Below are 13,822 nucleotides of genomic sequence, written 5' to 3'. Positions count from 1 at the left end.
GGGCGTGACCGTGACGACCGTGGCGGTTTCCGCGGTGGCCGTGACCGCGATGACCGTGGCGGCAGCCGCGGTGGTTTCCGCGGCGGGCGCGACTAGCACTGTCTGACTGGCACCCCCGTTCTCCCCTTCGTGGTGGAGACGGGGGTGTTCGTCATCTCCACCGGGATTCCTGTGCTGGAATGCTTCCATGAATCCCATCAGGCACCTCGTCCGCACCGCCCGTGAGATCCGGCAGATCACGGATCCGGAGCGCCGGAGGGTGGTGGAACGGTGGCTGCTGGAATTTGTGGCGGTCAACGTCCAGCTGGACACCACCCAGGCGGTGGTTGCCGGCGAACAGCTGGCGCGCCGTTACGGACACTGGGCGATCGCGGATGAACGCAACTGGGACCGGTTGTGTCGGGTCCCGCTGCGCACGGAACTGGAATGGTCCCTCGACGGGCTCTTTCCGGCTGATTTTGCCCGGCCCGTCACCGTGCCCGGCTCCCACGGGGAGGAGATGGAACTCTTCCTACCGGAGGATGTGCCCGGTGCGTGCCTGGTGGAGCGTGTTCCACCGGTTGAGTACCGGGAGGTCGGTGCGCCGGAGTTCCCGGTGCCTGATTTCGTAGATTTCTCTGGTCATGTGGGGGAGCGGGAGCGGGCGATGTTCGCCCGGATCACGGAGGTCCATGGCCTGGTGCGGTGGGAACCGGACCTGTTCGAGGACCTCAGCCACCACCTGGATCTGGAGGATCCGGAGGAGACTGAGCTCTACGGCGGGGAGATTTTCTTCCACCTCAACCTCAGTCCCTTCCTCATGCAGCGCGGGGTGATGGACCGGGTGCTGGAGATGGTGACACACCTGGTCGTCCTGTATCTGACAGGGACCCTGGAGGACCCGGAGGTGGAGTTCCCCCATGCGATGGAGGTGGCCAGTCCTCTGGAACTGGAGATGGCCGCCTGGCTGGCGGCCCGCCGGTTACGGCTGGAGGTGCCTCCCGGTATGGGGGTGGCGGTGTGGTTGAGCCTGCCTGATATGCCCGTTCCGGAAGGGTTGCGGTGGGCGCTGGTCTTCGACGTCGCCGGGGCGGTGGAGGGAACGCTGCTGGGGCACCGCTACCAGGTGAACGATTGACCCCGTGCAGGGGGTAGCCGGGGGCACGTGATCGGTATTCAGCTCAAAGATGTCGGCTTCTCATGTTCAATTAAGGATAGAAGACCCCCGGGAGACTAGGAGACCTCTTGAAGCCGTACGATGCGATCAGCGCGCACCTGAACCATTTCGTCCTCGACGAGGACCGGGTGCTGGTGCGTCGGTGGTTGCTCGAATTCCTCGTGTCCAATCCGCGTTTCCCGGTGACGGCGACCGCGCAGATCGGGGATCAGCTGATCGGCCGCTGGGGCACCGACATCCTCCGGGAGAGCCTGGGGGAGACGTGGTCCACGAATCCGCTGCCCGCCACCCGGGAGGAGTGGGAGGCTGACGGCCACCGCGTGCCGGAGGGCACCCGCCCCATCGTGCTCAATACCATTGATGGCTGCCGGTTGGAACTCTTCCTGCTCTTCGACGTCGAACTCGCCGAGGAGGAGCTTGTCGGCACGATCGACCACACAGCGGTGGCTGACCCCGCACAGCCGCATGAGCTGGCCCCCACGCTGGTGGAGTTCGTGCCCCACCTGGGTCGGCGGGAGCGGTCGGCGCTGTCCTACCTGTGGCGCATAGGCACAGTACTGGAATGGGCGGAGGGTAGTGGGCATACCTCGGCGGGGTGGATCGAGAACACCGGCCGGGACCACCAGTGCCGGCCGGTCCCGGAACTCGGCCGTGAGGAGGCCTGCCACCGGATCATCATCAGCCGCGACCTTGCGGGGCCCGCGGTACTGCACCGCGTGCTCATCCTCCTGGCCCGCCTGCTGGGTGCCCTCATCCAGGGTCGCCGGGAGGGTATTTCCCGGGGCAGCGGGCTCGTCGAGCAGGTCCCGGACACGGAGGTGGCCGTGGTCAGTCACCTTGCCGGGCTCCGCCTGGGGCTCGGCGTCCCGCAGGATACTGAGGAGCTGGCGGTCCCCGACGAGATCGACTGGAGCCGGGCCCTGGAGACCGCCCAGGTCATGGAGGACCTGCTGCAGGGCCTGCCGAACCCCGCTTTCCCGGTGGCCGGCACGGCCGGGCACACGCGCATCGCTCCGCCGGTCCTGGTGCGGGACCCCTACCGGGAGGTCGAGCAGGAACTGGCCGGCAGCCGCTCCGCTGCGGAGCAGGAGGCAGCTGAACGGTGGGTGGTGGATTTCGTGGCCGGCAACGGCCGTTTCCCGCTGCCCACCGCGCTGGCGCTGGGCTGGGGGCTCTACCTCCGGTGGGGGAGCGGTGTGGTCGGGGATCCCTCGCGCAGCTCCTGGGTGGGCGCCATCGAGCTGCGTTCGGTGGAGGAGTGGCAGGTCCGTGGCTGGGTACCTCGCCCGGATGCCCAGCCGATGGTGGTGCCCAGCTCCCAGGGCCGGGCGGTCGACTATCTCCTCCGTGATGATGTGGTTGTCGCCGACCGGCTCTCCGCCCTGGAATCAGAGGCGGAACCGGAACCGGAGAACCTCGCGCTCTTCCGGCCCGGACCGGCGGATGCACCCGCTCTGTCACAGTTCGCGGAGCTCATCCCCCGGCGGGAGGTGGAGATGCTGCGCAACCTGTGGCGCGAGCGGATCGTCCCCTATCTGACTGAGGCGGAGGACACGGAGACGGGTGTCCCGGCGATCCGGGGGCAGGCGCACCACCGATTGGAGGTCACCCCCTCGGCGGGGCAGAGCCTGACCCTGGCGGCCATCGAGGAGTTGGCACTGCGGTCGCTGGCCCAGGATCCGGAGACCGGGTTCGACGAGAACGCCCCGAAATGGGAGATCGCCCTGGTCAGCCACATCACGGCCCGACGTCTCGGTGTCGAGTACGAGACCTGCGACCTGGTTGAGCAGGCCCTCAGTCGCGGTGCAGGGGCACCATCCCTGCGCTGGGGTGCGGTCTTCCGCACGGCCGCGACGGTGGAGAACACCCTCAACGGTTTCGGCGGCTGATCCGCTCAGACGTACATCAGCACGAACATGATCAACCAGAGCAGGGCGAAGATGCCGCCGAACATGGACAGCTGCGTCTTCGTCCCCTCCCATTGATCCTCGGCGAGGGTGTCGCTCTCCGGGTCGAGGTCATCCGGGTCGAGCAGCCCGAGGGCACCCATCATCTTCTTCTGGCGGGGGATGATCAGGATCAGGAGGATGATCCAGGCGATGACGGCGGCACCGATGGCCAAGAGGTACTGGCTCTGGCTGAAATACATCCGGTCGGTGAACATGACCGCCACGCCCAGCAGCGGCACCAGGGCGGCGAGCACGCCGTAGGTGCTGCTCAACCGGTGCAGGACCCTGGCCGCGCCGGCGGCCCGGGCATCGCCGCCGCGGGCCTGGAGAGCCTGGCCCTGGAAGAGGGAAACGGCGATTGTGACGGGGCCGATGAACAGGACGGCGGCCAGGACATGCAGGGCGATGAGGATCGTGGTCACGGCAGGGATCAGCGCCTTTCTCCGGAGGGTAGGGGGTGATCAATGGTCCGGAGACAACCCTAACCAGTCTCCGCCCGGCACGCGCGGCTGACAGGCCCGGCGCATCGCCGCCAGTTCGTCGGCGGGCAGGGGAATCTCCCAGGTGGCGGCGACCAGTGCCAGGCGCCGGGCATACCAGCAGTGTGCGCCGCGGTCCCCGGGCAACCAGCCGGTGGGCAGGTGGTCGGATTTCTCCCGGTTGGCGGCGCGTGAGGTGGCCACGAGGTTGAGTGGGTCGTTGGCGAAGGCCTCCCGGCGGGCTCTGTCCCAACGGTGGGCACCGAGGTCCCAGGCGGCGGACAGAGGGAGGATGTGGTCGATCTCCACCTGCCGGCCCAGGTTGAGGGGGTCCCCGGTGTAGGGGTCGGTGCCGGTGCCGCCGGTGACGCGGCAGTCACTGAGGTGGCCGCCGGCGTCGGCAAGCGTGGCCTCCCGTACGGTGCAGCCCCCGGCCGGGGCCCAGCCGGTGCCGAACAGGTCGCGTTCGTAGCCGAGCACGCGTGGGCGTTGCGGTACCTGCGCGATGTGGGGGAGGAGCTCATCCAGCACCGGCAGGCCGGGTTCCTGCCGTGGGGTGGGTGGCCACGCGGCGAACAGCGTGGCGCAGATGAGCAGCAGTAGATAGATACGGAAGGGCCTCACACCAGTATTGGACTGGTGTGAGGCCCTTCAGGTTCCCGGGGGTGTGCGGATCAGGCCTCGCTGACGCCCTTGACCTTGGCGGCAGCGGTCTCGACATCCATGTCCTCGTCGGTGCGCAGGACCTCGGACAGGCGGACAGCCTGGTCGAATTCGGAGGTGATCTCCTCGGCCGGCGGGGAGGTCAGCAGGGTGACCACGACCAGGACCGCGGTGGCGGCGATGAAGCCCGGGACCATCTCGTAGATGATCTCGGAGCCGCCGAAGGTGCCCCAGGCGAAGACCACCACCGCGCCGGTGATCATGCCGGCGATGGCACCGGCGGCGTTGAGTCGCTTCCAGTACAGCGAGGCCAGCATGAGCGGGCCGAATGCCGCGCCGAAGCCCGCCCAGGCGAAGCCGACCAGCCCCAGGATGGAGTCGGAGGGGTTGATGGCCAGGGCGCCGGCGATGAGGGCGATGGCCACGACGGCGCCGCGCGAGAGGTTGATCAGTACCTTCTCGGCGGGCAGGCGCTTGGCCACGATCTTGTACAGGTCCTCAACGAGCGAGGAGGAGACGACCAGCAGCTGGGAGGACATCGTCGACATGATCGCGGCGAGCACGGCGGTGAGCACGAGGCCGGCGATCAGCGGGTGGAAGAGGAGCCGGCCCATGTCCAGGAAGATCGTCTCGAAGGCGAAGCGGTCGGTGACCGCGATGTCCGGGTTCTGCGAGAAGAAGACGGTGCCCACCAGGGCGGTCATCGTGGCGCCGGCGATGCACAGGAACATCCAGCCGATGCCGATCCACCGGCCCTGCTTGGCCTCCGCCGGGGTGCGCAGCGCCATGAAGCGGACGACGATGTGCGGCTGGCCGAAATAGCCCAGGCCCCAGGCCAGGTTGCCGATGATCGCCGCGGCGGAGACGCCGGCGACCATGTTGAAGTAGGTCGGGTTGCCGATGCCGTCGGTGTAGGGGCCGTAGTCGTTGCTGGACGCCCAGGTCCAGATGTCGGAGGGGTTGTCCAGGGCGATCAGGGCCATGACCGGCACGATGATCAGGGAGGCGAACATGATCGTGCCCTGCACGACGTCGGTGTAGGAGACCGCGAGGAAGCCGCCGACGAAGGTGTAGGCGACGGTGACGGCCGCGACGATGAGCATGCCGCTGAGGTACTCGCCGCCGAAGGTGGCCTCGAAGTAGCGGCCGCCGGCGACCATGCCGGAGGAGACGTAGAAGGTGAAGAAGAAGATGATGATCAGCGCGGAGATGATCCGCAGGGCGCGGGATCTGTCGCGCAGCCGGTTCTCGAAGAAGCTCGGCAGGGTGATCGAGTTGTTCGCCACCTCGGAGTAGGAGCGCAGCCGGGGTGCGACCCACTTCCAGTTCGCCCAGGCGCCGACGAGCAGGCCGATGGCGATCCACAGTTCGGAGAGTCCGGTGACGAACAGTGCGCCGGGCAGCCCCATGAGCAGCCAGCCGGACATGTCCGAGGCGCCGGCGGACATCGCCGCCACGAAGGGGTTGAGTCCGCGGTCGGCGAGCACGTAGTCGTCGTATTTGTCGGTCTTGAGGTAGCTCCAGTAACCGATCGCCAGCATCGTCGCCATGTAGATGACGATGGCGATGATGAACCAGGTTGTCTGTGACACTGGTTGGGGTCCTTTCCATTGACGGGTCCAACGGCAACCTAGGTCAGTTACCGGTGTCACCCAAACCACACAGACCCTTATCTTACTGTGACCTGCATCATGTCACGGCCTTTTCTGTGCGGCAACCTGCAGCGAGCCGATACCTAACAAAAGGGTAACGATCATCAGCTGATGGTAGAACTGTCCTTATGCCTTCGTTCCTCCTGCACGGTCTCTGGATGCCTTCCGGGCTGCATCTGTGGGTCGAGCAGACCGCGGGACACCGTGTGGTGCTCCCGTCATCGGCGCCCGAGGAGGCCTTCCCGCCCGCGGCCCGTTCGCTTCTCGACGACCGCTCCTTCCGCCACCGCCTCGAGACCGAGCTGCGCACCCCGCGCGGCCGCTCCGTGAAGCTGCGCATCCCCACCGCGGCCTACGCCCCCGAGCACGCCGTCGACGTGCTCAAACAGCTGTCCTTCCTGCTGCGCCCCGATGCCGCGGCGACGAAGGGGCAGATCGCGGCCATCGCCCCGGACCTGGTCTGGCTCATCCACCTCAACGCCGGCCTGACCCGATTCGTGCGCGCCGGCCGCGTGGTGCCCAAGCTCGTCTTCGAGGACAACCAGTGGTGGCCGCACTGGCAGCTGGCCTCCGGCCTGGGGGAGCGGGGCTGGCTCGCGGAGATGATCGCCGCGGCACCGGGCATCCTCACCGCGAACAACCGGGCGCTGGAGGAGATCGCCGATCACCTCGTGCACTGGATCGCCTCGGACATCCTCACCGACCTGGGGGAGTCCACCCGCCCCTACCCCTGGCACGATTTCGCCGGTTCGCTGCTCAACTCCACCCCGCTGCGCCGCGGCGGGCCGGGCCTGCTGCGCGCGATGAACGACTGGAAGGACTCCATCACCGCCGTCGACCTGCAGATGGTCCTCATCGTGGAGGAGCCCCCGCGCGATGACCCCGCCTCCGAGGTCCGCGGCGATCCCGACGACGCGAGCTGGCCGGTACGCGTCCAGGTCCGCTCGGGCACGGATGCGCCCGTGCCCATCCGGGCAGAGGAACTGGACCGCTCGAGCGTGGAGAAGCTGCGGCTCGCGCAGCGCCGCGCCATCGCCGTCACCGAACTGCTCGACCCGGACCAGCGCACCCGTTTCGCGCCGCGGCAGGAGGAACGCAACGGCGACTGGGATGTCCACCTGTCCACCGGGGAGATCGTCGACTTCATCACCACGGCCGTGCCGCAGCTGCAGGCCAAGGGTTTCACCGTCATGCTGCCCAAGGCCTGGTCCGCCTTCGAGACGAAGGCCCGCCTGGAGACCTCCGAGGTCACCGACCCGGCGGTCGGAGCCACCCAGTCGCATTTCGGGCTGGACCGCCTCGTCGAGTACAACTGGCGCCTGTCCGTGGGGGATGTCGAGCTCACCGACGAGGAGATGGACGAGCTCGTCCGCTCCAAATCCGGCCTGATCCGGCTGCGCGGCGAGTGGGTCCTGGCGGACACCTCCGCGCTGGGCAGGATCAACTCCTACATGGACCAGCTGACGGAGACGTCGCGGAAGCGGCGTCGCAAAGAACTCGAACAGGCCGCCGCCCTGGCCGAACGGGCGCGCGCCCTGGATCAGCCCGGCTGGGAGCAGCTCGTCGCCGACGTCGAACGCCGGCGCGAGGAGTTCAACCGCGACCATGCCGACCCCGCCGGTGGCGGCGAGGTGACCCTGGCGGAGCTGCGCCAGCTCGCCCTGGAGTCGATGACGCAGGAGCCGGTGGAGTTCACCGGCTCGACCTGGCATACGGCGCTGCTCGGCGGGCCGGAGTCGCTCATCAACGAGGCCCCGCACCGCGTGGAGATCCCCGACACGGTCCATGCGGAGCTGCGTCTGTACCAGCGCCGCGGCGTGGACTGGCTGTACTGGATGTCGCGCAACAACCTCGGTGCGGTCCTGGCCGATGACATGGGGCTGGGCAAGACACTGCAGCTGCTGGCCCTGCTGGCCGTCGAACACGAACGTGGGGAGGCCGGAGGCCCCACCCTGGTGGTCGCGCCGACCTCGGTGGTGGGCAACTGGGCGAAGGAGGCCGCGAAATTCGTGCCCTCCCTGCGGGTGCTCGTCCACCACGGCTCCGACCGGTTCCACGACGCGGAGCTGACTGAACGGGTCGCGGAATCGGATCTGGTGATCACCAGCTACGGCGTCGTCGGCCGCGACTTCGATGAGCTGGGCCGGATCGGCTGGGAGCGGGTGGTGCTGGATGAGGCGCAGGCCATCAAGAACTCCACGACCCGGGCCTCGAAGGCGGTGCGTTCCCTGCCCAGCCGCCACCGCATCGCCCTGACCGGCACCCCCGTGGAGAACCGCCTCTCGGAGATGCGCTCCATCCTCGACTTCTGCAACCCCGGCGTCCTCGGTTCGACGAGCTTCTTCCGCAACCACTTCGCCAAGGCCATCGAACGCGAACACGACGAGGTGATGACCGAGCGGCTGCGCCTGCTCACCGCCCCGTTCATCCTGCGCCGGCTGAAGACGGACCCCACCATCATCGATGATCTACCGGAGAAGAGCGAGGAGATCATCACCGTCGAGATGTCCGCCGAACAGGCCGCCCTCTACAAGGCCCTGGTCGAAGACGTGCAGAAACGCCTCGCGGAACGCGAGGGCATCGCGCGCCGGGGCCTGGTGCTGGCCACCATCACGCGCATCAAGCAGATCTGCAACCACCCGGCCCAGTACCTCGGCGACGGCTCCCCGGTGACCATCCGGGGCCGCCACCGTTCCGGCAAGGTGGAGGAGCTCATGCGCCTGCTGGACGAGGCCATCGAGACCGACCAGCGCATGCTCATATTCACCCAGTACAAGGCCTTCGGAGACATCCTCGTGCCCTACCTGTCCGAGCGTCTCGGCGAGAAGGTGCCCTTCCTCCACGGCGGGGTGACCAAGACGGGGCGGGACCAGATGGTCGCCAACTTCCAGTCCGCTGAGGGCCCACGCGCGATGATCCTCTCCCTCAAGGCCGGCGGCACCGGGCTGAACCTCACTGCGGCCAGCATGGTCGTGCACATGGACCGCTGGTGGAACCCGGCCGTGGAGAACCAGGCCACCGACCGTGCCTTCCGCATCGGTCAGCAGAAGGACGTGGCGGTGTACAAGATGATCACCGCCGGTACGCTGGAGGAATCCATCCAGGACATCCTCGACGGCAAGACAGAGCTCGCCGGTGCAGTCATCGGCGAGGGCGAGGGCTGGATCACCGAGCTGGGCCCGGAGGAGCTGGCCCAGCTCATGAGCTACCGCGGGAGGGAGAGCTAGATGGCTCAGCGCCCCAGCGACGACAACGTCATCTACGCCAACTTCGGCGCCCGCACCCGCGTCAGCAGACCGGAGGAGGTCGACTCCCCGCCGAAGCGCCGCCGCGCCACGCTCTCACCCGCGGCCCAGCTGCTTGTCGACGTCGCCACCTCCCGCGCCGACTCCGGCCGGCTCAGCCGTGGCCGCCGGTACGCCGACGCCGGGCACGTCATCTCCCTGGACATCCGCGCCGGGCGGGCGCACGCCCGGGTCGCCGGCTCCCAGAACGAGCCCTTCACCGTCACCGTCCAGCTGCCCTACCGTTCGACGGATGATCTCGCCGTGGTCGCCGCGGAACTGGCGCGCACCCCCGACGGCATGCGCCACGCACGGCAGGGCGAGGTCTCGCAGCATCTGCTGGAGGTGCTGCTCACCGACGACATCAACGACATCCGCCTGTCCTGTGACTGTCCCGACCCCGCCCCGGTGTGCAAACACGAGGTCGCTGTGCTGGAGAAGCTCGCCGCGAAGATTGACGCCGATCCGCTGGCCCTGTTCACCTTCCGGGGTCTGGACCTGACCTCCCTGGAGGAGGCGGTGATGGCACAGGCCAGGGACGCCTCCCGCGAGGCGGAGAACGACCCGGAGCTGTTCTGGACCGGCCGCCAACTGCCCGGGCTGCCCGAACCGCGGGTGGCCCCGGCGCTGGATGATTCCGACCTGGATCTGCTGCACAAGGCGATGCGTTCGATCTCCTACACCAACGTTGATCAGCTGCGCGCGGTCTCTGACATCGAGGATCTCTACGACGCCCTGTGTCGGGAGGCCGTGATAGATATTGAGCCATGACCGCCACAACCTTCATCCACACCTCTGACCTGCAGCTGGGCATGACCCGCTGGTTCCTGGCCGGGGAGGCGCAGGCGCGTTTCGACGCCGCCCGCCTGGCTACCCTCCGCCGCCTGGGGGAGGTGGCGCTCGAACACGGGGCGGAGTTCATCGTCATCGCCGGTGACGTCTTCGACTCGAATTCGCTCTCGGCGCAGACCACGGGCCGGGCACTGGAGGAGCTGCGGCGGTTACCCGTCCCGGTTTATCTCCTGCCCGGCAACCATGATCCCCTCGTGGCGGACTCGGTCTTCCGCCGTCTCGACCTGCCCGGTGTCCATGTGCTCGCCGACTCCCAGGTGGTGGCGGTGACCGAAGGCGTGGAGCTGCTCGGCGCACCCCTGCTGGCGCGCAAGGCCACCACCGACCTGGTCCGGCAGGCCCTCGACGGCCTGGAACCGACGGAGAATATCCGCATCATGGTCGCCCACGGCCAGGCCGAGGCCCGCAGCAACGAACACACCCCCGACCTCATCGACCTGGCGCATGCCGAGTCCCGCCTGGCGGAGGGCACCATCGACTACCTCGCGCTCGGCGACACCCACTCCGCCCAGCCGGTGGGTGCCTCCGGGCGGGTGTGGTTCTCCGGCGCGCCCGAGACCACCGACTTCCGCGACCACGCCACCGCCGGGGGCGGGGAGACCAACTCCGGCAAGGCCCTGGTGGTGCAAGTAGAGAAGACCACCACCAGCGACGCCGCCGTGCAGGTGGCGGAGGTCACCACCGGCCAGTGGACCTTCGAGGCCCTCGACCGGGAACTGGGCGGGGAGGAGGACGTGGCGGAATTCCTCGACGCCCTTGACGCCTACCCGGACAAGGAGCGCACCGTGATCAAATACGGCCTGCGCGGAACACTGGACATGTCCGCCACCCGGCTGCTCGAGGAGGGCATCGCGCAGCACGAACCCGTCTTTGCCTCCCTCCGGGAACGGGCCCGCCTGACCGACCTGCACCTGGAGCCGGGCCCGGAGGAACTCGACTCCCTCGGACTGACCGGTTTCGCCGCCACCGCGCTGGGCGAGCTGGTCGAATCCGCCGGGACGGACCCCACCGCCCGCGACGCCGTCAACCTCTTCTTCCGCCTGGCCAAGGAGAACTAGCCCCATGCGTATCCACTCCCTGAGCATCCGCAACGTCCGCGGCATCGAACAGCTGGAGCTGTCCGGTCTGCCCGAGACCGGCGTCATCGTCATCCACGGCGACAACGAACAGGGCAAGTCCACCACCGTGGAGGCCCTGCGCACCGTGTTGCTGGAGAAGCACGGAACCACCAGGAAGGAGGTCAAGGCCCTCCAGCCGGTGGGCCGGGATGAATCCCCCACCGTCACCCTGCACGCCACGATCGGCCCGCACACCTTCACCATCACCAAGAACTGGCTGCGCCGTGCCAAGTCGGAGCTGAACATCAGCACGCCCCAACGGGAGAACCACACCGGCCGGGAGGCGGATGAACGCCTCGAGGAGATCATCCGTGAACACCTCGACGAAAATCTGCTGCAGGCACTGTTCATGAGTCAGGAGGATCTCGGCGAGACCATCAGCGCCGTGGGCATCCCCTCCCTGACGAAGGCACTCGACGGCTACGGCGGCGACGGTGGCGACGGTGGGCAAGCCGATGCCGGCACCGAGGACACCGCCCTGCTGGCGGCCGTGGAGAAGGAGTACACCCGTTACTGGTCGGCCAAACGCGGTGACGCCGCCAACGACCTCAAGAATGCCCGTCAGGCCTGCGAGGACACCCGGACCGAGCACACGGCTGCCCAGGCTGAGCACCGCGAACTGCAGGGCTTCGTCGACCGCCACGACCGGATCGTCGAGCGGCGTGACCGCGACGCCGCAGCCCTGCCCGAGGCGCAGGCCGAGGAGGTTGCGCTCGCCCAGAAGTCGGAAGTGGCCAGGCAGGCCCACGAGAAGGCAACCCACCTGCGCCGGGAACTCCAGCTGGCCGCCGAGGCCCACCAGCGCGCCGGGGAGGCCGTGGCCCAGCGCGGCCGTCTGCGCCTGGCCGTGACGGAGGCCGGGGAAGAGCTCGAACTTCGCAGCCGCGGGCTGGCGGAGGCACAGCAGGCCGCGGCAGAGGAGAACACCCAACTGCAGCAGCTGGGGGAACAGCTCGCCGCCGCGAAGCTCGATCTGGAGGAGACCGCCGGGCAGTTGCGGGAAGCACGCCGCCACCAGCGCCTGGTGACGGCCGCCGCGCGCCGGGCCGAGCTGTCCGCGCAGCTCAGTCAGGTCAGCGAACTCAACGACCGGGTCCGTGCGCTGCGGGAACAGACCGCGGGCCGGCAGATCACCGACGCTGATGTCGCCTCCGTGGAGGAGGCCACCACGGAGGTGACCCTGCAGCGCCGCCTGCGCGAGCAGACCGCCGCGAAGCTGGAGCTCAACGCCCCGGTGGGCACACAGATCACCGTGGACGGGGAGTCCCGCACGTTCGACAGCGCCCCCCTCCACGTCGAACTTGCCCAGGGCACAGAGCTGACCCTCGGGGAGATCACCGCCCGCTACATGCCCGGCCGCGACGAGACCTCCGGCACCGACCCGGTCGCCGCGGCCGAGGCCCGACTCGCCGACCTGCTGGCGGACCTGGAGCTGCCGGACCTGCCGACGGTGCGGGCTGCCCGTGAGCAGGCCCGCACCGCCGCCGAGGAACTGGCCCAGCTGCTGCGGGAGCGCACCGACCTGCTCGGCGGGGCGGATGAGGAGACACTCGTGGCTGAGCTGGCGCGCCTCGACCAGGAACTGGCCGAGGTGGAGTTGCCGGAAATCAACGCCGCCGCGGCCGCCCGCGCGGTCGAGGATGCGGAACAGGCCGAGGAGGAGGCGCGGAAACTCATCGACGTCCTGGGCGCCGACCTCGCCCCCTGGCAGGAACGCAAGGCCCAGACCGAGCTGACCACCCTGAGGGTGCGGATCGAGGCGGCCGAGGCGAAGCTTGCCGCAGCGCAGCAGTCCCTGGCAGAGGCGGTGGACGCAGCAGCGGACGAGGTTCTGGAGGCCGCTCTACTCGAGTGCGGGAAAGCCCGGGAGGAGGCGGAGGCACGCTCCCGGGACGCGGAGGCGGAGGTCGCCGCCGTGGACCCGGAACTTGCCGCGGGCCTCCATCTGGGGGCGAAGGAACGGGTGGAGTCGCTGGGGGTGTCGATAAGCGAGGCCGAGCTGACGCTCCGTGAGCTGCAGGGGCGGATCGAGCAGGCCACCGGTGCCGCGGAACGCCTGGACAAGGCGGCCGCGGCACTGGCGGCGGCGCAGCACCAGTTCGACTCGGTCAGCCGCCGGGCGGAGGCGGTGCGCCTGCTGCGTGAGACCCTCCACCGGCACCGGGATGCCGCGCGCGCCCGCTATGCCCGGCCCTTCGCCGAGCAGCTGACCAGCCTGGCGCGCACCGTTTTCGGCCCGCAGGTGGAGTTCTCGCTCTCGGAGGATCTCGAGGTCACCCAGCGCAGCATCGGCGCGGACACCGTGCCGGTGGACGGGCTGTCGGCGGGGGCGAAGGAGCAGCTGGCGATCCTCACCCGCTTCGCCATCGCCGGCCTGACCTCCCGGGAGAGCGCGGACGGGACGGTGCCCGTCCCCGTGATCATCGACGACGCCTTAGGCTCCACCGACCAGGGGCGTCTCGGACTGATGGCCACGCTGTTCAGCCAGATGGGGCGGACCAGCCAGGTCATCGTCCTCACGTGTGAACCCCAGCGCTACAACCGGGTCGTCGGGCGCACCGAATACGCCATCGAGGACCTCAAATCGAGCGGGATGCTGCTCTAGGGGGCCTCAGGACGCCAGAACCCCCGCACCTCGAGGAGAGTGGGTGCGGGGGTGGAACTGGGGG

The 13,822-nt window shown here is 68.7% G+C and carries 9 protein-coding genes; 6 read left to right on the top strand and 3 right to left on the bottom strand.

Translation table 11 applies throughout. The features are described 5' to 3' along the window. Positions 1 to 187 precede the first annotated feature (187 nt). A complete protein-coding gene (locus tag EAH68_RS01265) occupies positions 188 to 1,117 on the top strand; it encodes a hypothetical protein (RefSeq protein ID WP_126119496.1) in 930 nt (309 codons plus the stop codon). Positions 1,118 to 1,224: 107 nt separating this feature from the next. Then, complete coding sequence (locus EAH68_RS14670; RefSeq protein ID WP_164546363.1) at positions 1,225 to 3,045, top strand: hypothetical protein; 1,821 nt, start codon at positions 1,225 to 1,227, stop codon at positions 3,043 to 3,045. Between the two features lie 5 nt (positions 3,046 to 3,050). On the opposite strand, the gene EAH68_RS01260 is transcribed toward EAH68_RS14670, so the two are convergent. From EAH68_RS01260 to putP, 3 genes are read right to left on the bottom strand one after another with little or no spacing between them, the layout of a single operon-like run. Next, complete coding sequence (locus tag EAH68_RS01260; RefSeq protein ID WP_126119495.1) at positions 3,051 to 3,527, bottom strand: DUF2269 domain-containing protein; 477 nt, start codon at positions 3,525 to 3,527, stop codon at positions 3,051 to 3,053. 39 nt (positions 3,528 to 3,566) lie between these two features. Continuing rightward, positions 3,567 to 4,208, bottom strand: a complete 642-nt coding sequence (locus EAH68_RS01255; protein WP_126119494.1) for an HNH endonuclease family protein — start codon at positions 4,206 to 4,208, stop codon at positions 3,567 to 3,569. A 50-nt stretch (positions 4,209 to 4,258) separates the two neighbouring features. Then, a complete protein-coding gene (gene putP / locus EAH68_RS01250) occupies positions 4,259 to 5,839 on the bottom strand; it encodes a sodium/proline symporter PutP (protein ID WP_126119493.1) in 1,581 nt (526 codons plus the stop codon). Positions 5,840 to 6,027: 188 nt separating this feature from the next. Between putP and EAH68_RS01245 the strand changes: the two genes are divergently transcribed. Genes EAH68_RS01245 through EAH68_RS01230 form a run of 4 tightly spaced genes read left to right on the top strand, consistent with a single transcriptional unit; the run spans position 6,028 to position 13,758 of the window. Further along, positions 6,028 to 9,126, top strand: coding sequence for a DEAD/DEAH box helicase (locus EAH68_RS01245; protein WP_126119492.1), 3,099 nt, complete (start codon positions 6,028 to 6,030; stop codon positions 9,124 to 9,126). Continuing rightward, the gene (locus EAH68_RS01240; RefSeq protein WP_126119491.1) at positions 9,127 to 9,954 is read left to right on the top strand and encodes an SWIM zinc finger family protein; all 828 of its coding nucleotides are present in this window, start codon (positions 9,127 to 9,129) and stop codon (positions 9,952 to 9,954) included. Further along, positions 9,951 to 11,093 carry a metallophosphoesterase family protein gene (locus EAH68_RS01235; protein WP_126119490.1) on the top strand — a complete coding sequence of 381 codons (1,143 nt, stop codon included), beginning with the start codon at positions 9,951 to 9,953 and terminating at the stop codon, positions 11,091 to 11,093. The genes EAH68_RS01240 and EAH68_RS01235 overlap by 4 nt, the downstream gene beginning before the upstream one ends. A gap of 4 nt (positions 11,094 to 11,097) precedes the next feature. Next, positions 11,098 to 13,758 carry an ATP-binding protein gene (locus tag EAH68_RS01230; RefSeq protein ID WP_126119489.1) on the top strand — a complete coding sequence of 887 codons (2,661 nt, stop codon included), beginning with the start codon at positions 11,098 to 11,100 and terminating at the stop codon, positions 13,756 to 13,758. The last annotated feature ends 64 nt before the right edge of the window (positions 13,759 to 13,822 follow it).

Source organism: Corynebacterium hylobatis, from assembly GCF_003955685.1.
In the GTDB taxonomy this organism is placed as follows: Bacteria; Actinomycetota; Actinomycetes; order Mycobacteriales; family Mycobacteriaceae; genus Corynebacterium; species Corynebacterium hylobatis.
The sequence above is the reverse complement of the archived record's forward strand: the minus strand, read 5'-3'. Positions and strand labels throughout refer to the sequence as shown.

What these genes read in the sequence shown, in the direction of transcription:
- EAH68_RS01235 (WP_126119490.1), top strand. Translation starts at nt 9,951, where the DNA reads ATGACCGCCACAACCTTCATCCACACCTCTGACCTGCAGCTGGGCATG.
- EAH68_RS01240 (WP_126119491.1), top strand. Translation starts at nt 9,127, where the DNA reads ATGGCTCAGCGCCCCAGCGACGACAACGTCATCTACGCCAACTTCGGC.
- EAH68_RS01245 (WP_126119492.1), top strand. Translation starts at nt 6,028, where the DNA reads ATGCCTTCGTTCCTCCTGCACGGTCTCTGGATGCCTTCCGGGCTGCAT.
- EAH68_RS01265 (WP_126119496.1), top strand. Translation starts at nt 188, where the DNA reads ATGAATCCCATCAGGCACCTCGTCCGCACCGCCCGTGAGATCCGGCAG.
- EAH68_RS01230 (WP_126119489.1), top strand. Translation starts at nt 11,098, where the DNA reads ATGCGTATCCACTCCCTGAGCATCCGCAACGTCCGCGGCATCGAACAG.